This is a genomic window from Flavobacterium humidisoli, from assembly GCF_023272795.1.
GTDB lineage: Bacteria > Bacteroidota > Bacteroidia > Flavobacteriales > Flavobacteriaceae > Flavobacterium > Flavobacterium humidisoli.
On record NZ_CP096829.1, the window covers coordinates 5,102,472 to 5,123,233 of the forward strand.

The following is a 20,762-nucleotide window of genomic DNA, read 5'->3' on the forward strand; positions in this document are numbered from 1 at the left end:
CAAAATGACAAAACTTGAATTATCCAAAACAGGCTTTCAGATTAATAACATAAACATCGAATTCCCAATTGATATCACAGTTTTAAAACAAGCTCTAGGAGATTTTAGATACACCAAAAAACAATACAATCACATTTATACTTGGGATGACCAAGGTATTATGGCTTTTTCTAAAGAAGGAGACAAAGTCGAAAGTTTGGCCGTTGAATTTGAAGTTAGAGAATATGATTATTGCGCAAAAAGCATCTTTACAGGAGAATTTATTTTTGACGGACAAGAATTATTTCAATACTACGACGACAACAAAAATCAGCTTGTAAAGCTTTTTAAAGGAGACCGAAGCGGTGCTTTCATTCTTAACGGAATAAGTGTCTGGTTTGATAAAGAAGATGGCAAAATTACATCTCTGAGTATTTCTGCTTCCGAAGAAAAAGAAAAGAAAATCACTGCCCCTATTGACCCTGAATTCAAATTGTTTGAGCCCTTATGGCAAGAATGGATTTCGGAAATCAATAAAATTGTTTCAACAAACAACGATTACTACAATCTTACAGAAGGAATTTCTGAAGAAGATATTCAAGAACATATTGAACTTGAAGATGAGATTACTATACCGCCCGCTCTTATAAATTTTTATAAAGTTAAAAATGTAAATTACGACCCAGTAACGGCTGTTTTTCAGTTTGGAGTAAACAATTGGAGCTATGATTTAATTCCGTTTGAAGATATTGCAGAAGAATGGAATTCAATTCAAGATTTACAATTTGACGAAGAAGACTTACCTGAACAAGAAATAGATTTCGAAAAAATCAATACAAACAACTACGCTAACCCAAAATGGATTCCGTTTGCTACAGGAAGAAATGGTGATTATTTACTATACGATACAGATCCAGCTTCAAAAGGAAAATTTGGACAGATTATAGAACTCCAAAATGAATCTTGGGACAGAAACATCGTCGCTGATTCTTTAGAAGAATTAATCCAAAATGAAATCCGCAATCTAAAGTCCGGCAAAATCGAACACTTTGATTTTATTGTTGGAAAAGAAAGTTAAAGCACGCTGATGACACAGATTCACTTCGTGAAACGCGGATTTGAACGGATTTTTTTTCTCCCGCAGATTTTGGAGATTGCGCGGATTTATTCTTAAAAAAAAATCCTCTCTAATCAATTCAATCTGTGGCAAAAAACAAAAAATTCGTGAATTCGTGATTAACAAAAGTTTGCTTCTCCCCCAGATTTAGCTGATTGTTCAGATTTATTCTAAAAAAATCTGTCTAATCTGCGAGAGGAAAAAATTATTAAGCAAAAAAATTCGTGCAAATTAGTGAAATTCGTGTTTAAGCACTCAATCGAATCGTTTTTCTAAACTCAGACGGACTATATCCTTTCTGTTTTCTAAAAAACTTATTGAAATGACTTTCATCGGTAAAACCAAACTCATACGCAATTTCGTTAATGCGCTTATCGCTAAATTGCAAACGGTGCTCAATCAGTTTTGTTTTGTAATTACTTATATATTGCTGCATAGTTTCGCTCGCATGCTTCTTAAAATAACGGCCTAAATACGTATTCGAAATCCCAAAATAATCGCTAATAGATTCCGCTTTAATTTTTTCAGGATAGTAAATATTATTCTGAATATATTGCAGAATATCCATCGCTTTCGCCTCGGTATTTATTGTTATTTGTTCAGGAAGATATTTCGCAATATTTCTTGCCACAATAATAATCAATGTATTAACCAGCTGCTGAATCAGTTCCTGATTGTAAACGTCTTTATCCTGATGCTCACGGCAAATGGCTTCAATCATAACCTTTACCAGACATTTATCCGGATCATTTTTAAGTATACAGCCTGGCTGATGATTGGCGTTTTGAAGAATATATTCTAATCGCTGAATATTTTCGTTCTGCAAACTAGAATTTTTCAAATAAATATCATTAAACCTCAAAAAGAAAAATTTTGTTTCGGTTTCAATTGTAAAATTATGACAATCTTCAGGCGTCAATAAAAATAAATGCCCTGGATCATACTCAAATATATTCTTATTAATACACTGCCTTCCTGTTCCTTCCAAAATGTAAACCAGTTCGAAAAAATTATGACGATCCCCAACATCTGGATATTCATTCAGCGTTTCAAAAGAAACCGTAAAAGGTTCATATAAGTTTTCTTTTTTCATAATTCTATTTATTTGAAGATGCAAATATACCTAAAAAAGACAAATATATACCAAATAAGAACCATAAAAACAGTATAATTTTGCCTCATCAATTTAAACACAAAAAATCACAATCATGGAATATAGAAAACTAGGCAACTCAGAACTTGAATTATCAGCTATTACTTATGGTGCATTTGCTATTGGCGGAACCATGTGGGGCGGAACAGAAAAGAAAGATTCAATCGACTCGATTCACGCTTCAATCGACAACGGCGTTACCACAATCGACATCGCTCCTTTTTACGGATTTGGTTTAAGCGAAGAAATGATTGGAGAAGCCGTTAAAAGCGTAGATCGTTCTAAAGTTCAGTTACTAACAAAATTCGGTTTGGTTTGGGATGGAAGTAATAACGGAAAAGGCGATTTCTTTTTTGACGCCGACGATAATGGCAAAAAAGTTCCAATTTATAAATATTCATCAAAAGCGAACGTAATTAAAGAAGTTGAAGAAAGCCTAAAACGCCTTCAAACCGATTATATCGATTTATTGCAAATTCATTGGCCAGATTCAACAACACCAATTTCCGAAACAATGGAAGCGGCAGAAAGCTTAATTCAGCAAGGAAAAATCAGAGCTTTTGGAGTAAGCAATTACAATGTTGCACAAATTAAGGAAGCACAAAAAACAATTCAAGTGTCTTCAAACCAAGTAGCTTACAGCATGCTAAACCGTAAAATTGAAGAAGAACTAATTCCTTTCACCGTTGCAGAAAATATCGGAATCATTGCATATAGCCCAATGGAAAGAGGTTTATTGACTGGAAAATATTTCACAGACAGTAAATTAAAAGAAAACGACCATAGAAACGGTTACTTCAATCAATTTGATCTTCAAAAAGTTAAAACTTTAGTTGAAGAATTAACTTCTTTAGCACATGCAAAAGAAGCAAGCTTATCTCAATTGGTTTTACGCTGGACATCTTTACAAAAAGGAATTGCAATTGTTTTAGCGGGAGCAAGAAACGCAGAACAAGCCATTTCAAATGCCAAAACAATGAATTTCGATTTATCAGCTTCAGAATTGGATTTTATTAATCAGGCAATTGCTAAAATAAAATAATTCTCTTTTTAAACACATAGAAACATAGGTTTTACTTTGTCTGCAAAGACATTTCACTTGAATTCACAAACATAATCTGCGTAGTCTTGTCATTTCGAGGAACGAGAAATCACACTAGAAACTCTGCAAACTAAGGCGCCATTCTTTGGCGAGCAACGAATGTGATTTCTCGTTCCTCAAAATGACAAACTTTGAGAACTATGTGTTCGAAACCAGTTTCTTTCCATTCCCTTTTCCAAGAAAGAAAAACCTATGTTTCTATGTGTTTAAAACAATCTCAAAATTTAAATAATTAGAATTTGGGCGTGTCCCTCCGGGTCGGGCTTTCGGCTATATCTTTTGCTCCATTTCATTACGCAAAAGGATACCGCCTCAATCCCTCACGCATCCATTTTCATAAGAAACAATAATTTTAAAATGAAAAAAATATTTATAATCAACGGCGGACAAAAATTCGCGCATTCAGGCGGAAAATTCAATAAAACAGTTCAAGATTGGACCATTGAATTTCTTTCTAAAAACAGCGAATATGAAATAAAAACAACTCATATAGAAGACAATATCGATCTTCAGGAGGAAGTAGAAAAATTCGTTTGGGCAGATTTAATCATCTATCACACACCCGTTTGGTGGTTTCAATTACCAAATCTTTTCAAAAAATACATCGATGATGTTTTCACACAAGGACATAACAACGGAATTTACAAAAGCGACGGAAGAAGCCGCGTAGATCCAGATATCAATTACGGAACTGGCGGACTTTTACACGGACGAAAATACATGCTTACCACAAGCTGGAATGCTCCTGCAACAGCATTTACGCTTCCCGGAGAATTCTTCGATCAGACTTCTGTTGATGATGGCGTAATGTTTGGTTTTCACAAAATGAACAAATTTACTGGAATGGAAAAAATAGACGGATTCCATTTTCATGATGTAGAAAAAGGGGCAACACCAGAAAATATTATTATCTTTAAAGAACAATACACCAAACATTTAGAGCAAACTTTTAAAAACTTATAATTATGATTTCGATTACCGCAATTTTAAAAAGCAAACCCGAACATTTAGGTGAAATTAAAACTATGCTTAACCATCTAGTTACCGAAACAAGAAAAGAAGCAGCCTGTATTCGCTACGATTTGCACACTTCTGACAATGTTTTTATCCTTTGGGAAGAATGGAAAGATCAGCCGGGATTAGATCTTCATAACACTCAATCCTACTTACAGGAATTTATCAAAAAAACAGAAGCCTTAGTGGCAAGCCCAATTCAGGTTTATAAAACAGCTCAGATTTTATAAGTTTTTTTGTTAGCCACGAATGCACGAATTTTATTTTTAAAATCTATATGTAAAGATTTTAGGTTAATTCGTGCATTCGTGGCTATAAAATTATCCGAAAAAAGCTAAATTGCTTCTGTTTCAGAAATATAAAAATCATGAGTAATTACCATCTTGCCGAAATTAATATTGCGAAAATGAAAGGAGTCGATATTAACGATCCCATCATGAAAGAATTTGTAGATAATTTAGACCTCGTAAATACTTTAGCCGAAAAAAGTGAAGGTTTTGTCTGGAGATTAAAAGACGATACTGACAATGCCACAAGTCTGAATCCGTACAATGACGAACAAATTATCATCAATGTTTCGGTTTGGGAAAACATTGAAACACTAGAGCATTATATGTACAAAACCTTCCACAGCGAATTTCTAAGACGTCGCAAAGAATGGTTTCAGAAATTTGGAAAAGCCCACACCGCTATGTGGTGGATTCCAAAAGGACATAGTCCAACTCTTGAAGAAGCAGTTGAAAAATTAGATTATTTACAGCAAAATGGAGCTTCGGAGTTAGTTTTTGATCTTAGAACTAAATTTCCTGCTCCAAAACAAACCGTATAGTTTTTTATAGCCACGAATTTATGAATTAATCTATGCATAAATTCGTGGCTGACAAAAGCTTTACTTTATACCTCCAAAAGCCCCGAAACACATATTCTTATGCAAAATTTCGACTTTTGAAAAACCTATTTTTTTCATTAAATCCAATTGATAGTTCATTGATCTTGGCGAATCTTCTTTCTCAATATAATCTAAAACTTTCTGACGGTACTCTACCCCTCCTATTCCTTCCAAATATTCTCCATAACGTTGCCAAGTATACTCATTCAATAATTCTGTATCTTGCGTTATTAAATCAGAAATCATTAAACATCCGCCTGGTTTCAATAATTTAAATAATTTAGTAAAAGTTGTTTCCCAATCTTGATCGTCTCTCAAATGATGCAAAACAGCACCAGCTAAAATAATGTCAAAACTGTTTTCTTCTAAATCTATTTCTCTAATATCCCCTTGCTTCACAACAACTTTTCCGTTTGTTTCTGCTGAGACTCTTTCAAAAGCTTTGTCTAACATCGGCAAACTCAAATCGACCAAAGTACAGCTTAAGTTTGGCACTTTAGACAACATCTTTAAAGTATAATTCCCAGCACCGCATCCCACATCTAAAACAGTTGCAGCATTAGGAACAATTCGTTTTGAAGCTTCGGTTATTAATTCTAAAGAAATAGTAGCATCGATTGTTGCCACTTGACCTGTTTCTAAATTTGAAAATCGTTCGACATCATTGTCAAATCTTTCCTTGATTTCTTCAATAGTTGATTTTTTCATTGTCTTTTGTTTTTTTTAATCTCTCGCAGATTTCGCGAATCTTTATGCTATTATAGATTGGAAATATTATGGTTTAGACGATTTTTTCTAAATTAATAATCTGCTTTATCTGCGAGAGACTTATTTTTTGATTTTCAAAACTATTCTTTCCATAAATACTTTAAAAATACTATTTTTATCAATTAATAATACTTTTAAAGTATCATGGAATTACGTCACTTAAAATATTTTTTGGCTGTAGCCGAAGAACTGAACTTTACCAAAGCATCGGAAAAACTGTTTATTTCACAGCCACCGCTGAGCCGTCAAATTGCTGAATTGGAACAAGAACTTCAGGCAAAGCTTTTCATTCGAAACAATAAAAAAGTCGAATTAACCGAAGCTGGAAAATATTTTGAAAAAGAAATAAAAGAACTTTTTCAGAATTTGGAACGTATTTCTACTAAAACAAAAAAGATCGCAGAAAACGTGTCGGGCGAGTTCAGAATTGCTTATATCAGTTCGATTTATTCATCTGTTATTTCAGATTTAATCAAACATTTGAAAGCGCAGTTTCCATATGTCAATTTCAAACTTTTTGAAGTTTCAACAACAAAACAAATCGATGCTTTAGAAAAAGGAAAAATCGAAATGGGAATTATCCGATCACCTATTCATTCACCTAAAATAAAATCGCATTTATGGTTTAAAGATGGCTTTTCTTTAGTTTACAATAAAAACACGATTCAAATAAAATCAGAAAATGATATTTTGCAACTGAAAGATGAAACGTTTGTTTTCTTCAATAAAGATTACGCACCGCATTACCACGAAGTTCTATTGGAACTTTGTGCATTTTATGGCTTTTCGCCGAAGATTATTCACGAAGCGAATAATATTAATTCGATAGTGCAATTGGTGAAAAACGGTTTAGGAATTTCGATTGTTCCGTCAAACATTGCTAAAAATAATCCCGTTTCGGAGATTGGTTTTATCGAATTGAAAAAAGTTAATTTATTTACGAATGTTTCAATTATCACTGCAAAGGAAGATGAATCCGAAATTACAAGATCAGCTGTTGCGTTTTTATTGGCGCAAAGGCGCTAAGTTAAAAAGTTTCTAATACTCATTTTGAGTATTCGTATAACTTGTCATTTAGACGAAAATGAGAGAAAATCCTTTTCAATCTTTACAATCTGTAGCAAAAAAACTTTGCGCCTTAGTGCCTTTGTGGCATATAACAAAAAATCGTTACAATTTAGTACAGTAAATCGCATCACAAAAAGAGAACTTTTAAATATCTTAGCAAATTCAAATTCTACAATAAAATTTCAATATAAAATGGCCGAGCAATCTTCAATTCAGTGTCCAAACTGCGGAACTCCTATCGATGTCAATGATGTTTTAAAACATCAGTTGGAAGACAGCATCCGTAAAGAATTTCAACAAAAAGCCAGTATTCAAAACCGTGAAATTGAGCTTAAAAACGAACAGTTTGAAAAAGCTAAAGCAGAATTTGAAGCCAAGAAAAAACAAGAAAACGAACTTTTTGCTGAGCGTTTGGAGCGAGAAAGAAAAATAGCCGAAAAAGAAATTTCTGAAAAGCTTAAAATCAAACTTGAGGAAGAAAATAAAGACCGTTTGCTTTTGATGGAAAAAGAACTCTCAGAAAAATCAGAAAAAATCAGGGAATTAAATAAAATGGAAGGTGAAATCGCAAAACTACAACGCGAGAAACTGGAAATGAAAGATGCAATCCAAGCTGAAGCTGAAAAGCAGTTAAATGCACAACTGACTTTGGAGCGAGAAAAAATCAGAAAACAAGAAGACGATAAAAACGAGCTTAAATTTAAAGAACTTCAGAAACAGCTGGAAGAACAAAAAAAGCTGACCGAAGAAATGAAACGCAAGCAGGAACAAGGTTCTATGCAATTGCAGGGTGAAGTAATGGAATTAGCCATAGAAGAATGGCTGGCCAATAATTTTCCATTAGACAGCATTGACGAAGTTAAAAAAGGTGCAAATGGGGCCGACTGCCTACAGATTGTAAATACCCGAGAACATCAAAACTGTGGTTCTATTTATTACGAAAGCAAAAGAACAAAAGCCTTTCAGCCTTCATGGATTGAGAAATTCAAAAACGACATCAGAACCAAAAGAGCCAATATCGGGGTTTTGGTTACCGAAGTAATGCCAAACGGCATGGAAAGAATGGGTATGAGAGACGGAATCTGGATTTGTACGTATGAAGAATTTAAAGGTTTAAGCGCTGTTTTGCGTCAGTCCTTAATTCAGATCAATCAAGCGGTTCAGGCACAGGAAAACAAAGGCGATAAAATGTCTATGTTATATGATTTCCTTACAAGCAATGAATTCCGTTTGCAGATTGAAGGAATTGTAGAAGGTTTTACCCAAATGCAAAGCGATCTGGACTCTGAAAAAAGAGCTATGCAAAGAATCTGGAAACAGCGCGAAAAACAAATCGAAAAAGTGGTTCACAATACTTTAGGAATGTACGGTTCAATTCGTGGTATTGCAGGAAATGCAGTTCAAAGTGTAAAAGCTTTAGAGCTGGATTTTATTGAAGAAGAATCAGAAAATGAAGAAGATCCTAAGGAATTGTTTGAGTAACCCTATTTTATAAAAATAAAAAAGGCTTCGAAATCAATCGAAGCCTTTCTTTTTAATTAACCCTTTTTAAAAGACATTGTTAGTCCAAATTGGTTTGAAAGGAAAAGTTTATTATCCTTAATAGAATAACCCGATGTTGTTTTTAACAACTGCGTAAACTCACCTTCTTTTTTTGCATCACACTTTTTAGTTTCTGTTGTGAAATTTGAAAATTGAATTTTCCCATCACCTTTTGAAACCAGATTGCCCTTTACAGCATTACATCCTGTCGATCCAGAAAATGCAGATGGCGTAATTACAATTTTCGGAGAATTTGAAAAATCTTTATTGGTAATAACTTTTCCGTTTAAGTTTTCCAAAATCCAAGTTTGCTGTAATTTCTTTTCAACTAAGCCTTCACTACTAGAAGTGGTTGTTTGTGTTTCTTTAGTCGATTTACAACTGCAAACTAATACCATTGCAATTAATAACATTAAAATCCTTTTCATGTAAAATAAATATTATAAGTTTTATTTTACAAAAGTATTTTAGCGATAAAACAAACAAGAGCCTAATAAGCTTTTTTTTAGATACAATACGACATTTTAAAGTTCTAATCTACTTTCTTAAAAACAGCCAATTTCCCAGAAGGATTGGACAAAGTCAATTGATTGTTCCCAATAGAATATGTTGTGGTGCTTTGTAAAGCTTTCAAAAACTCCCCCTCTTTATTTCCTTGCGGACAAGCCATTAAAGTTGAAATTACTTTAGTAAAACGTAAAAGATCTTTCTCAAAAAAGATTTGCCCGGATATAGAATTGCAACCGCCATATCCCATAAATCTGTTTTCTGCTGAATTAATTTCGATTCTTGGAAATTCCTTTTGAAAATCGGTTGCAAAAACTTTATAGCCATTTAATTCTTCTAGTACCCAAATATCATCAAGACGATAATCGGTAAGATATTTTCCGCAACCGCTTAGCTTCTTTATTTCTAATTCTGAGTTGTTCTTAATTTCAACTCTTACACTATAAGGCGAAATTGCGCCTGACATAGAATCCTGGCAATCCAACTGCTGAATCGTAGTCGTAGCCGAAGCAGTTTCATTGCTTACTTTGTACATTTTTACATTGGCATCCATAGCCCTAATCGCATCAACTGATGGAAAAGTGATTTTTTCTTTCCCAGGAATTAATGATGTAAAAACGATTTCCTCATTCCCTATTTTGATTCCCCAAAAGGGTTCGTTTCCAGTTCCTTTAAAATAATATTTCAAATCTTCCTCCGTAGAACTTACTGAACTTGTTCCAGCAGATTCTTTATTTGCTGCCGTTTTACAGCCTATCATTAAAAATGACAATACCAGTATTGAAAGTATTTTTTTCATGAGATTTCCTGTTTAAAAATGTTCTTCTTTGTAAAACATCCGTAAAATTCTTATGAATTTACGATATTTTTTTGAAACGCTTATTTAGAATCCTTTCAAATTTAAAAAACCGAAGTAACGAAAAAATCATTCAAAACCCGCACTACGTAAAAGATTAAGACAAAATACGTAGTCCACAAACCTGTTTAGTGCTTAAAAAATATTTTGTTTACGTATTTTAATAAGTATAAATACTTATATTTGCGTAGTAATACTTAATTAAAGAAATCATGATTAGAGTAATAGTAGTTGGAAACGGCATGGTTGGTTATAAATTTTGCGAAAAGTTCGTTGCAAAATCTAGACAAGAAAAGTATCAAATCACAGTATTTGGTGAAGAACCAAGGCGAGCTTATGATCGCGTTCACTTAAGCGAGTACTTTGGAGGCAAAACAGCAGATGATTTATCTCTATCAACAAGTGAATGGTACGCTGAAAATAACATTACTCTAAATACATCAGAATTAATTACAGATATTAATCGTGATGCAAAAACAATTCATACACACTTAAACAAAACACATACGTACGACTACTTAGTTTTAGCTACAGGATCTTCTGCTTTTGTTCCTCCAATTGAAGGAGTAGAAAAAGAAGGCGTTTTTGTATACAGAACTATTGAAGATCTAGATGCGATTATGGCATACGCCAGAAAAATTAAACAAAAAGGCGCAACCGAAGCGGCAGTTTTAGGCGGAGGATTATTAGGACTTGAAGCAGCAAAAGCTGTTAGAGATTTAGGGTTAAATCCGCATGTGGTGGAATTTGCACCTCGTTTGATGCCGAGACAATTGGATCAAGGCGCAAGCGATATGCTTCAGTCAAAAATAGAAGAATTAAACATCGGAATTCATCTTAACAAAGCAACGCAATATATTGACGGAAAGGAAAGTATAACCGGAATGATGTTTGCAAACGACGAATTGTTAAAAGTAGACATGTTAGTTATATCTGCCGGAATTAAACCTCGCGACGAACTGGCAAGAGTATCAGGGCTTGAAGTTGGTGTACGAGGCGGAATTGTGGTAAACAATCAAATGCGAACATCGGATCCTTCTATTTTTGCGATTGGCGAAGCGGCATTGTACAATCAAAACATTTACGGACTTGTTGCTCCAGGTTATGAAATGGCTGATGTAGCTGCCGAACAAATCTTAAATGGTGACAAAACCATGAGAGAAACCATCGATATGTCAACACAATTGAAATTAATTGGAGTTGAAGTGGCAAGCTTTGGTGATCCTTTTGTTGAAAATATTGACGTTACAGCTATTATTTACGAAAATAAACTAAGCGGAGTTTATAAAAGAATTAACGTTACTAAAGACTCTAAAAAACTATTAGGCGGAATTCTAGTCGGCGATGCTAGCGACTATAATTCACTTTTCCAGATTTACATCAACGAAATGGCATTGCCTAAAAATCCTGAAGATTTGATTTTAGGTTCCCGTGACGGTTCTGAAGGTTCTTCTTTAGGAAGCGTAATGGATTTGCCAGATACTGCTGTAATCTGCTCTTGCGAAAACGTAACGAAAGGTTCTATTTGTTGTAAAATTCTAGACGAATCTTGTGCTACACTTTCAGATGTTGTAAAAGCAACAAAAGCGACTTCTGGTTGTGGAGGCTGTAAACCAATGGTTTCAGATTTGGTAAAAGCGACCCAAAAATCACTTGGAAAAGAAGTAAAAGAAGTTATCTGCGAGCATTTCAGCTATACACGCCAGGAATTATTCGATTTAGTAAAAATCAATAAATACGAGAATTTCTATGACGTTTTAGATCACCACGGAAAAGGCGACGGATGCGAAATTTGCAAACCAGTTGTCGCTTCAATTTTCTCTAGTATTTATAATGATACCGCAAATAAACATGTAACAACACAAGACACAAACGATAGATTTTTAGCAAACATTCAAAGAAACGGAACGTATTCTGTTGTTCCAAGAGTTGCAGGAGGTGAAATTACAGCCGAAAAGCTAATCGTAATTGGCGAAGTAGCCAAACAATTTGATTTGTACACTAAAATCACTGGAGCACAAAGAGTGGATTTATTCGGAGCGCATTTGAGTGATTTGCCAAAAATCTGGAAAATCTTAATCGATAACGGTTTTGAAAGTGGGCATGCTTACGGAAAATCACTTCGTGCCGTAAAAAGCTGCGTTGGAAATGCTTGGTGCCGTTACGGAATGGACGACAGCGCCGGATTTGCTATCGAACTAGAAAACAGATATAAAGGAATTCGTTCTCCTCATAAACTTAAAGGTGGCGTTTCAGCCTGCATTCGCGAATGCGCAGAAGCACGTGGAAAAGATTTCGGATTAATTGCTGTTGAAGGCGGATGGAATTTATACATCGCTGGAAATGGCGGTGCAAATCCTAAACACGCCGTTTTATTGGCTGAAAAAATCGACAAAGAAACCGTGATCAAATATATGGACAGATTCTTAATGTATTATATAAGAACTGCTGGCCCGCTGATTCGAACTTCAACTTGGTTAGAAAAACTAGACGGAGGTTTAGATTATCTAAAAGAAGTCATTATCGAAGACAGTTTAGGAATCTGCGAAACGCTTGAAGCCGAAATGCAGACATTAGTAAACACTTTCGAATGCGAATGGAAACAAGTTCTAGAAAAACCAAGATTATTGAAACGTTTCAATCACTTTATAAACTCAGACGAGAAAGACGATAATGCTGTTTTTGTTCCGTTAAGAGATCAAAAAGCACCAAAAGCCTGGTCATAAAAAACTAATTGGAATTGCCTGTAAAGAAGAAAAAGAAAAACTTTGCGTCTTAGCGCCTTCGTGGCAAATAAAAAATCAGCTCCAAAAAAAAAGAAAAAAAATCATTTAACGTTTGCTGTCCTTCTTACCCTCTTTTTTACTGCGCCATCAAATCTCTCTTGATTGTAAAAAGAGGGCTAAGAAACAGGAAACCAAAACTCAATCAAAATGGAAGAAATCTTAAATCAATACGAAACAGTTCATGCGAGCGATGCAACAATTTGGTTCAAAGCAGGTAAAATAGAAGATTTTCCAACCAATCGCGGCGGATGCATCAAATACAAAAACAAGCAAATTGCCATTTTTAATTTTGCCCGCAGAAATGAATGGTATGCGTGCCAAAACGCCTGCCCACACAAAATGGAAATGGTGCTTTCAAGAGGAATGACAGGATCTGCAGATGATATTCCTAAAATCGCATGCCCAATGCACAAAAAGACATTTTCTCTGGTTGATGGTTCAAATTTAAACGGCGACGATTACCGAATTGCAACTTATCCTGTAAAGGTTGTTGAGAACGAAGTTTTTGTTGGCTTTGTAGATTAGACTTTTAAGAGGCGAGAAAAAAGAAAAAAGAAGCAAAATGAAAAAGTTTTTCAAATCTTGCTTCTTGCTTCTTCCATCTCACTTTCGACTTTTGACTTTCGACTTTTCTACTTAATTCCTTATCTTTGGATTCTATTATCAAACCAAACAATGACTACACCTTTCCAAAAAGCAAGCGAATGGATTGATGCTGAAAATGCACAAGATCCGAACATCGAAATCGATCAAAACCAGGAATTTCCTAAAGAATTATTGTATTCGAACAGGATGTACGAAAGACTAATGCAGTTTGAACCAAATGCATCTGAAGAAATTCAGATCGCATCAAAAGCACAGCATATCTGCCGATGGAAAGTTGCCCGAGAATCGTATCCAATGGATCGTGTTGGTTATTTGAAGTGGAGAGAAGAACTTAAAAAATTCCACGCCAAAACTACTGCCGAAATTCTCCAAAAAGCCGGTTATGATCAAACTTTTATTGACCGCGTTTCCTTTTTAATTGAAAAAAAACTGCTTAAAAAAGACGCCGAAACCCAATTACTGGAAGATGTAATTTGTCTTGTGTTTTTAGAATATTACTTAGAACCTTTCGTTCATAAACATGATGAAGAAAAACTTAAAAATATCATCAAAAAAACCTGGGATAAAATGTCGGACAAAGGGCATCAGGAAGCCTTAAAAATCAACTATTCTGAAGAAAATTTAAACCTTATAAAAGCTTCTTTAGGATTGTAAAAAGATTTAGATGAAGAAAAGCAATCAGGAAGCTGCAGAAAAAATCACTTTCAAAAATTTACGCCGTCTGTATTTTTTTGCACTTCTTACTATTGCCTTAACTATAATTATCAGTCAGTTTTTAGTTCAATACAATCTGAATCAGCAGTTAAGCGATTCTAAGATTATCAATTTTTCTGGTAAACAAAGAATGTTGAGCCAGAAAATTGTAAAAGAAGTCCTTATTTTACACTACGTTTCTGATTCGGCTACAGCCAAAAAAACTTCGCATCTAAAAGAGGTTTTAGAACTTTGGAAAAAGAACCAAAATGCGCTTGAAAATGGCAATGATAGTTTAGCTTTTCCAAAAGAAAAATCAGAAACACTTTCTAAATTATATCTTGAAATCAATCCGATTTTCAGTAAAATTGCACAAACTACAGATTATTTTTTGTTGAATTTACAGCAGAAAAAATCAGCTTCTGAAAATCAAAAATTGGTACAAATTATTTTGGAAAACGAAGGTGTTTTTCTTTCGAAAATGAATCAGATTGTAACGCAATACGATCTGGAAGCACACGAAAAAGTAACCGAACAACGCCGAATAGAATATTGGATTTTTGGTTTTACACTTTTAGTTCTGCTTTTAGAGTTCCTTTTCATTTTCAAACCTACAAATAAGAAAATCGAGCGATTAATTACACGACTTTTATCTTCCGAAAAGAAAGCTTTAAAACTGGCATACGATACTGAAATTCTTAGCGAAATCAAGGAAAATTCGGTTAAAGAATTGAAATCACTCAATTATGCCATGGAAAATACTTTATTGTATTGCAGAATTTCGCCAGACGGTTCAATTATTCATATTGGAGAAAAATTTGCCAAACTGCTCAATTACACCAAATTTTCATCCAACAAAAAATTCTCACAAGTTTTAACTGTTGACGAAAAAGAACAAATCAATTTTGACCGCCTAATTTTCGAAAAACAAAGAAGTGGCTGGCAAGGCGAAATCAGTATTTTAAACAAAGAAAACGAAACCATTTGGCTTGATTTGTCAATGGTTCCAGTCATGATCAAAAAAGACGAATTGGAACTTTTGATCGTTTGCTTCAACATCACAGAGCGTAAAAAAGCACAACGAGAAGTTGAACGCTTAAACCTTGAAAACACCACCGAAAAAATCAATCAGCAAAAGATCATTTCAAGCAAAATTGTCGAAAATCAAGAAAACGAGCAAAACCGAATCGCCAAAGAAATTCACGACGGAATCGGCCAGATGCTTACGGGTTTAAAATTTAGTTTAGAAAGCATCAATCTCGATGACAGGGAAAAATCACAACAAAAAATCGAGTATTTAAAGAAACTTTCTCTTGATATTATAAAAGGTGTCCGTACGGCAACTTTCAACTTAATGCCACCAGAATTAAGCGATCACGGAATCGTTTCTTCGCTGGCAAAACTTACTCAAGAACTTTCAAAACTTACCGGAAAAGAAATCCTCTTTTACAACAAAACCGATTTTGACCAACGTTTAGATTCTCTAATCGAAATCAATATTTATCGATTAACTCAGGAAGCCATCAACAACGCGATTAAATATGCCGAATCTTCGCATATCATTGTTCAGCTTTCGCACAGTGAAACGCTTTTAAGCATCATCGTAGACGATAACGGAAAAGGTTTCGATGTGAATTCAGTCGATAAAAAACGCAACAGTGAATCTGGAATGGGACTTTTATTCATGAAAGAAAGAATCCAATACATCAACGGACGCGTTTTCATGAACTCCATTCCAGGCGAAGGAACGAGAATTACTTTTAACATTCCGATTCTTAAATGAGAGAATTAGTCAATTTGAAAATTAGATAATTTACGTAAACGTCTAATATCCATTTGTCAAGCTGAGCGAAGTCGAAGCCCACACAAAGCAAATCCACAATCTAAAATCCACAATCTAAAATCTAAAATCTAAAATCTAAAATCTAAAATCTAAAATCTAAAATCTAAAATCATTAGGGCGAGCCACCATCCCGATAAAAGGGCAAATTTACTTGTCTTTATTCGCCCTTTTATCGGGATGCTGTCGGGCTATCCGCGCTACTTCGGTAGCTTGCTCCTATCCCTCTCGCGGATATACAGTTTCAAAAGATGATTTGATTTTATTATAGACCTTTCCAGTATTTTTTGTCATCTTGACGCAAGAAAGTATAACACAAAATATTCTCAATATTGTTATTTCGAAGAACGAGAAATCTCCACAAGTAGCGCTACAAAGATTGGCGATTTAGATTGTGGAGTTTCTTTGCATGAACTTCAACTCCGCTCAGCCTGACAATACTAAGTGGTTAAATTTACATTTAGATATTGAAATTGATTTTTGCAATTGCCATTGATATTGCAATTTTTTCTAATGATTTTTTAATATTGGAATTTAGAATTTCACAAATCAGAATTTAAAATCTAAAAAATTACGTATATTAGCGTCTTCTTTATAGATGAATATACGTAAAAATCGAGAATCAAAATTAAGTAAACTATGAGCAATATCATTCGAGTAGTACTGGCAGATGACCATGTTTTTGTTAGAGACGGAATCAAATCCTTACTGGAAAATGAAGCAAACATCGAGGTTGTAGGTGAAGCAATCGATGGTGCAGATGCTCTGGAAGTAGTTGCTGCAACACAACCAGATTTACTTATAGTAGATATTCGTATGCCCAACTTAACTGGTATCGAGGTAGTAGAAAAACTTAGAAGCGAGAATAACAACGTAAAAATCATCATGCTTTCTATGCATGAATCAGAAGAATATGTGTTGAAATCGATAAAAGCTGGCGCCGATGGTTATTTACTGAAAGGTTCGAGCAAAGAAGAATTTCTAAAAGCTTTACACAGTGTTGCTGTTGGAGGCAAATATTTCAGCGGTGATATTTCTTCTATTTTAATCAGTCAACTCACTAATTCATCGCCATCTTTAGAACCTAAGCAAAGCTTGGGTGAAGAAATGATGATTACAAAAAGAGAAAAAGAAATCTTGACGCTTCTTTTATCAGGAAAAGGAAACAAAGAAATCGCTGAAGCGCTTGATATCAGCAAACGAACTGCCGAAGTGCATCGTTTTAACTTAATGAAAAAACTGAAAGTAAAAAACCTAATGGAACTTTCAAACAAAGCGACTGAGTATTCCTTAATTTAAAAATACGTATAAATACGTAATTATTTTTCAAAAACTGCGTTTTAGCAGGTTTTAACTAAGTTATAGTACTTATTTTTACATAAAAATATAAGTGCTATGAAAAATACAAATTCACTATCGCAATCACACAAAATTTTATTTTTGAACACATTGGCATTTACAGTGTGTTTTGCTTGCTGGACCTTAAACGGGGTTCTGGTAACCTTCTTAGTCGATAACGGAATTTTCCATTGGGATGTTATTCAAGTTGGATGGCTTTTAGGTATTCCGATCTTAACTGGATCAATTATGCGTCTTCCAATCGGAATTTTAACTGATAAATTTGGCGGAAAATATGTTTTTTCACTTTTACTACTTCTAAGTTCAATTCCGTTGTTCCTGCTTCCCTACGCCGACAGTTTTTTCATGTTTGCCGTACTTAGTTTCTTCTTCGGAATGGTCGGAACCAGTTTTGCAGTCGGAATTGGCTATACCTCTATCTGGTATCCAAAAGAATGGCAAGGACGCGCTTTGGGAATATTCGGAATGGGAAATGCAGGCGCAGCAATTACCACTTTTTTAGCGCCTTCCCTATTAAATCATTTTTCTATTGATGATCCGCAAAATGGTTGGAAAGTTCTTCCAATTATTTACGCTATTTCATTGGTTGTAATTGGCGTTGCTTTTCTCATTTTCACTCAAAATAAAAAACCAGAAAACAATACCAAAACAGTTTCTCAGATGCTTACTCCTTTAAAATCACAGAGAGTTTGGCGTTTTGGAGCCTATTACTTCTTAGTTTTTGGATGTTTTGTTTCCTATTCTCAATGGTTATTGCCAAATTTCATGAACGTCTACCAAACCAGTTTAGTAATGGGAGGATTGTTTGCCACGATGTTTAGTTTACCATCTGGAGTAATTAGAGCTTTTGGAGGTTATTTATCTGATAAATTCGGAGCTAGAAAAGTAATGTACTGGGTTTTGGGTTCATCGGTAATTTTGAGTGCTCTACTGTCGATTCCTAAAATGGAAATTACAACTTCCGGTCCTGGAATCTTGGCGGCAAAAAAAGGCGTTGTAAACGTAATCAACGACAAAACCGTAAAAATTGGAGATAAAGAGTATCCAATTGCGCAAAAAACATCCAATAGTAATGAAAATGCTATTTTTCCAACTTCTACAAGCTGGCAAGATGTTATAGTAACGCATAATCAAAGTGTCGCAAAAAAAGAACTGATTGCCAAAGGAGTAACGGTAATTAAATTTGATGCTAATATGTGGGTGTTTTTAATTTTAGTAATTCTGATTGGAATTTCTTGGGGAATCGGAAAAGCAGCGGTTTACAAACACATTCCTGAATATTTCCCGAAAGAAGTTGGAGTTGTGGGCGGAATGGTCGGAATGATTGGCGGTCTAGGCGGATTTTTTGGACCAATTATCTTTGGATATTTATTAACAGCAACCGGAATCTGGTCAAGTTCATGGATTTTTATTCTAATATTTTCAACTGTTTGCTTAGTTTGGATGCATTACACTATTACCCAACTATCTAAGGAAAAACAAATTAAAACAAGTAAAGCAAAATTAGAACCAGCATATTAAACTTAGATTAAAAAAAAATTAGAAATATGATTGAAATCATAATAAACAATGGCTTTTTCTTATAAATTTACTTTCAATAAAAATCAAAAAATTTTATGAAGAAACTTAAACTAATTTTAATACTTATCGTAGGATTAAGTTTTGAAATCCAAGCACAAGAATTAGATGTAAATCTGCAGATTAGGCCACGTTTTGAATATCGTAACGGTTACAAGACTCTTCTTCCTGAAGGACAAAAAGGAACTTCTCAAATTTCGCAGCGCTCTCGTTTAGGCATCAATTTCAAACAAGATGATTTAATTTTAAAATTAACTTTCCAAAACACAAGAACATGGGGAGATGTCCCTCCTGCTACAGTTGCTGATAAAAATGGAGTTGCTGTTTTCGAAGCTTGGGCGCAATATAATTTTACTGAAAAATGGAGCGCCAGAATGGGGCGTCAGGTTCTTTCTTATGACAACCAGCGTATTCTTGGCGAAATGGATTGGGCGCAGCAAGGCCAGAGCCACGATGCACTTACTGTAAGTTATCATACAGAAAGGCAAAAATTAGATTTTGGGGGCGCCTATAATTCTACTGCCGAAAATACTTTCCAAACACCGTACACTGTTGCCAATTATAAAGCAATGCAATATGCATGGTATCACAATCAATTTAACACTGACTTAGGCTTAAGCTTCCTGCTGCTTAACACTGGTTACGAATATGCCAATGCTGATGCAAAACTATTGGTTGATTACAAACAGACTTTTGGCCCTTATTTAACTTATAAAACAAGTAAAATAGACAGTAATTTTTGGGTATATGGACAAACAGGAAAAAGCACCGATTTACAAGTTAGTGCTTGGAACGCAGCTGCAAATTTTAACTACAGCATAACCGATTCTTTTAAAGCTGGTTTAGGATATGAATTTCTATCAGGAAAAGCAACTAACGACGGAAGTACAGTAATCAAATCGTTCAATCCTATTTTTGGAACCAACCACGGATTCAACGGTTATATGGATTATTTTTATGTTGGAAACCACTTAAATAGTGTTGGTTTACAAGATGCTTTTATCAAATTAAACTACAATGTCAACAAATGGCAGTTTGCTTTGATTCCTCATGTATTCCTATCTGCTGCTGATGTAGTTACGCCATTAAACGAAAAATTAGATTCCTATTTAGGAACTGAGATTGATGCAACTTTTGGATATAATTTCAAAAAAGATATTACAGTGACAGGAGGTTATTCTCAAATGTTTGGCTCTAAAACTATGGAGTTTATTAAAAATGGAGATGCCAATCATACCAATAATTGGGCATGGTTAATGGTTTCTGTGAATCCGAGAATTTTTAGCTGGAAAAAATAATTTTTCTTTAAAATTAACCTACAAAAAATCCCTTTTTCTTATTTCGAAAAAAGGGATTTTTTTTCACCCTAAAAAACTTCATTATTTGCTTTAATTATTTATATTTGAATCGATTATGAACCCCCAATTCTATCCTAATGAAACCATTTCTAAAACTGTCATTGGTGACTTTTATTGTCACGCAAACAGGCATTGCTCAAAAGTACAATGATGCCTTAATTTCTAAAAGCTCAGAAATAAATTTTGCAAAAACGCAAAAAAGAGGAATCAAAAAAAACAACATTGTTTATTATGTCGAGAATGATCTTCAAACAATATCTGCCTACAAAAGAAGTAAACTGAAATGGCAAACCAATGTAATTTCTGTTTGTGGAAAACCAAAAAAAGGAGAACCTGAAATTAGATATGTTGGTTATAATTCAGACAAACTGCTTATCGTTATCGGAAAACATAATTTTGCTGAAATTGACGTAAATAGTGGTGAAACTAAATTTGTTGGTTAAAATAAAAAAGCATTACTTAAAATATATTATAATTTACCCTTTTTCAGTTTCGGAAAAGGGTATTTTTTTGAGTTTTATTTGGGTATATTTGAATTAAATTTTAA

At 34.2% G+C, this 20,762-nt stretch carries 19 protein-coding genes; 15 read left to right on the forward strand and 4 right to left on the reverse strand.

Annotation, left to right across the window (positions count from 1 at the left end; genetic code table 11):
- Positions 1-4: 4 nt before the first annotated feature.
- Positions 5-1,057 (forward strand): SMI1/KNR4 family protein, encoded by a 1,053-nt coding sequence (locus M0M44_RS21410; RefSeq protein ID WP_248727547.1) that lies wholly within the window; start codon positions 5-7, stop codon positions 1,055-1,057.
- Positions 1,058-1,343: 286 nt separating this feature from the next.
- Here the strand turns inward: M0M44_RS21410 and M0M44_RS21415 are convergent, their stop codons facing one another.
- On the reverse strand, positions 1,344-2,189 hold the full coding sequence (locus M0M44_RS21415; protein ID WP_095930479.1) for an AraC family transcriptional regulator: 846 nt from the start codon (positions 2,187-2,189) through the stop codon (positions 1,344-1,346).
- Between the two features lie 115 nt (positions 2,190-2,304).
- Between M0M44_RS21415 and M0M44_RS21420 the strand changes: the two genes are divergently transcribed.
- The 4 genes from M0M44_RS21420 to M0M44_RS21435 all read left to right on the forward strand — a co-directional run bounded on the left by M0M44_RS21420 (position 2,305) and on the right by M0M44_RS21435 (position 5,194).
- Positions 2,305-3,291, forward strand: coding sequence for an aldo/keto reductase (locus M0M44_RS21420; protein ID WP_248727548.1), 987 nt, complete (start codon positions 2,305-2,307; stop codon positions 3,289-3,291).
- A 417-nt stretch (positions 3,292-3,708) separates the two neighbouring features.
- Entirely contained in the window at positions 3,709-4,314 is a 606-nt protein-coding gene (locus tag M0M44_RS21425; protein WP_248727549.1) for an NAD(P)H-dependent oxidoreductase, read from the forward strand.
- 2 nt (positions 4,315-4,316) lie between these two features.
- The gene (locus tag M0M44_RS21430) at positions 4,317-4,595 is read left to right on the forward strand and encodes a putative quinol monooxygenase (RefSeq protein ID WP_248727550.1); all 279 of its coding nucleotides are present in this window, start codon (positions 4,317-4,319) and stop codon (positions 4,593-4,595) included.
- A 137-nt stretch (positions 4,596-4,732) separates the two neighbouring features.
- The gene (locus tag M0M44_RS21435) at positions 4,733-5,194 is read left to right on the forward strand and encodes a DUF3291 domain-containing protein (RefSeq protein WP_248727551.1); all 462 of its coding nucleotides are present in this window, start codon (positions 4,733-4,735) and stop codon (positions 5,192-5,194) included.
- Positions 5,195-5,254: 60 nt separating this feature from the next.
- On the opposite strand, the gene M0M44_RS21440 is transcribed toward M0M44_RS21435, so the two are convergent.
- Positions 5,255-5,962, reverse strand: a complete 708-nt coding sequence (locus tag M0M44_RS21440; RefSeq protein ID WP_248727552.1) for a class I SAM-dependent methyltransferase — start codon at positions 5,960-5,962, stop codon at positions 5,255-5,257.
- 204 nt (positions 5,963-6,166) lie between these two features.
- Between M0M44_RS21440 and M0M44_RS21445 the strand changes: the two genes are divergently transcribed.
- Together M0M44_RS21445 and M0M44_RS21450 are read left to right on the forward strand one after the other, a co-directional pair.
- Positions 6,167-7,048, forward strand: a complete 882-nt coding sequence (locus M0M44_RS21445) for a LysR family transcriptional regulator (RefSeq protein ID WP_248727553.1) — start codon at positions 6,167-6,169, stop codon at positions 7,046-7,048.
- 234 nt (positions 7,049-7,282) lie between these two features.
- Complete coding sequence (locus M0M44_RS21450) at positions 7,283-8,572, forward strand: DUF2130 domain-containing protein (RefSeq protein WP_248727554.1); 1,290 nt, start codon at positions 7,283-7,285, stop codon at positions 8,570-8,572.
- A gap of 56 nt (positions 8,573-8,628) precedes the next feature.
- Here the strand turns inward: M0M44_RS21450 and M0M44_RS21455 are convergent, their stop codons facing one another.
- On the reverse strand, positions 8,629-9,060 hold the full coding sequence (locus M0M44_RS21455; protein ID WP_248727555.1) for an META domain-containing protein: 432 nt from the start codon (positions 9,058-9,060) through the stop codon (positions 8,629-8,631).
- A gap of 104 nt (positions 9,061-9,164) precedes the next feature.
- Positions 9,165-9,938, reverse strand: coding sequence for an META domain-containing protein (locus tag M0M44_RS21460; RefSeq protein ID WP_248727556.1), 774 nt, complete (start codon positions 9,936-9,938; stop codon positions 9,165-9,167).
- 269 nt (positions 9,939-10,207) lie between these two features.
- Between M0M44_RS21460 and nirB the strand changes: the two genes are divergently transcribed.
- From nirB to M0M44_RS21500, 8 genes are all read left to right on the forward strand, one after another.
- On the forward strand, positions 10,208-12,721 hold the full coding sequence (gene nirB / locus M0M44_RS21465) for a nitrite reductase large subunit NirB (RefSeq protein ID WP_248727557.1): 2,514 nt from the start codon (positions 10,208-10,210) through the stop codon (positions 12,719-12,721).
- A gap of 207 nt (positions 12,722-12,928) precedes the next feature.
- Positions 12,929-13,306: a nitrite reductase small subunit NirD gene (nirD, locus tag M0M44_RS21470; RefSeq protein ID WP_248727558.1), complete on the forward strand. Its 378-nt coding sequence runs from the start codon at positions 12,929-12,931 to the stop codon at positions 13,304-13,306.
- 150 nt (positions 13,307-13,456) lie between these two features.
- Complete coding sequence (locus M0M44_RS21475; protein WP_248727559.1) at positions 13,457-14,041, forward strand: DUF4202 domain-containing protein; 585 nt, start codon at positions 13,457-13,459, stop codon at positions 14,039-14,041.
- 10 nt (positions 14,042-14,051) lie between these two features.
- Positions 14,052-15,863 (forward strand): PAS domain-containing sensor histidine kinase, encoded by a 1,812-nt coding sequence (locus M0M44_RS21480; protein WP_248727560.1) that lies wholly within the window; start codon positions 14,052-14,054, stop codon positions 15,861-15,863.
- Between the two features lie 696 nt (positions 15,864-16,559).
- Complete coding sequence (locus tag M0M44_RS21485; RefSeq protein WP_248727561.1) at positions 16,560-17,219, forward strand: response regulator transcription factor; 660 nt, start codon at positions 16,560-16,562, stop codon at positions 17,217-17,219.
- A 96-nt stretch (positions 17,220-17,315) separates the two neighbouring features.
- The gene (locus tag M0M44_RS21490; protein ID WP_248727562.1) at positions 17,316-18,800 is read left to right on the forward strand and encodes an MFS transporter; all 1,485 of its coding nucleotides are present in this window, start codon (positions 17,316-17,318) and stop codon (positions 18,798-18,800) included.
- A gap of 95 nt (positions 18,801-18,895) precedes the next feature.
- Positions 18,896-20,155, forward strand: coding sequence for an alginate export family protein (locus M0M44_RS21495; RefSeq protein WP_248727563.1), 1,260 nt, complete (start codon positions 18,896-18,898; stop codon positions 20,153-20,155).
- Positions 20,156-20,292: 137 nt separating this feature from the next.
- Positions 20,293-20,658, forward strand: coding sequence for a hypothetical protein (locus M0M44_RS21500; protein ID WP_248727564.1), 366 nt, complete (start codon positions 20,293-20,295; stop codon positions 20,656-20,658).
- The last annotated feature ends 104 nt before the right edge of the window (positions 20,659-20,762 follow it).

Coding starts and splice junctions, on each gene's coding strand:
- M0M44_RS21410 (WP_248727547.1), top strand. CDS start 5: ATGACAAAACTTGAATTATCCAAAACAGGCTTTCAGATTAATAACATA.
- M0M44_RS21415 (WP_095930479.1), bottom strand. CDS start 2,189: ATGAAAAAAGAAAACTTATATGAACCTTTTACGGTTTCTTTTGAAACG.
- M0M44_RS21420 (WP_248727548.1), top strand. CDS start 2,305: ATGGAATATAGAAAACTAGGCAACTCAGAACTTGAATTATCAGCTATT.
- M0M44_RS21425 (WP_248727549.1), top strand. CDS start 3,709: ATGAAAAAAATATTTATAATCAACGGCGGACAAAAATTCGCGCATTCA.
- M0M44_RS21430 (WP_248727550.1), top strand. CDS start 4,317: ATGATTTCGATTACCGCAATTTTAAAAAGCAAACCCGAACATTTAGGT.
- M0M44_RS21435 (WP_248727551.1), top strand. CDS start 4,733: ATGAGTAATTACCATCTTGCCGAAATTAATATTGCGAAAATGAAAGGA.
- M0M44_RS21440 (WP_248727552.1), bottom strand. CDS start 5,962: ATGAAAAAATCAACTATTGAAGAAATCAAGGAAAGATTTGACAATGAT.
- M0M44_RS21445 (WP_248727553.1), top strand. CDS start 6,167: ATGGAATTACGTCACTTAAAATATTTTTTGGCTGTAGCCGAAGAACTG.
- M0M44_RS21450 (WP_248727554.1), top strand. CDS start 7,283: ATGGCCGAGCAATCTTCAATTCAGTGTCCAAACTGCGGAACTCCTATC.
- M0M44_RS21455 (WP_248727555.1), bottom strand. CDS start 9,060: ATGAAAAGGATTTTAATGTTATTAATTGCAATGGTATTAGTTTGCAGT.
- M0M44_RS21460 (WP_248727556.1), bottom strand. CDS start 9,938: ATGAAAAAAATACTTTCAATACTGGTATTGTCATTTTTAATGATAGGC.
- nirB (WP_248727557.1), top strand. CDS start 10,208: ATGATTAGAGTAATAGTAGTTGGAAACGGCATGGTTGGTTATAAATTT.
- nirD (WP_248727558.1), top strand. CDS start 12,929: ATGGAAGAAATCTTAAATCAATACGAAACAGTTCATGCGAGCGATGCA.
- M0M44_RS21475 (WP_248727559.1), top strand. CDS start 13,457: ATGACTACACCTTTCCAAAAAGCAAGCGAATGGATTGATGCTGAAAAT.
- M0M44_RS21480 (WP_248727560.1), top strand. CDS start 14,052: ATGAAGAAAAGCAATCAGGAAGCTGCAGAAAAAATCACTTTCAAAAAT.
- M0M44_RS21485 (WP_248727561.1), top strand. CDS start 16,560: ATGAGCAATATCATTCGAGTAGTACTGGCAGATGACCATGTTTTTGTT.
- M0M44_RS21490 (WP_248727562.1), top strand. CDS start 17,316: ATGAAAAATACAAATTCACTATCGCAATCACACAAAATTTTATTTTTG.
- M0M44_RS21495 (WP_248727563.1), top strand. CDS start 18,896: ATGAAGAAACTTAAACTAATTTTAATACTTATCGTAGGATTAAGTTTT.
- M0M44_RS21500 (WP_248727564.1), top strand. CDS start 20,293: ATGAAACCATTTCTAAAACTGTCATTGGTGACTTTTATTGTCACGCAA.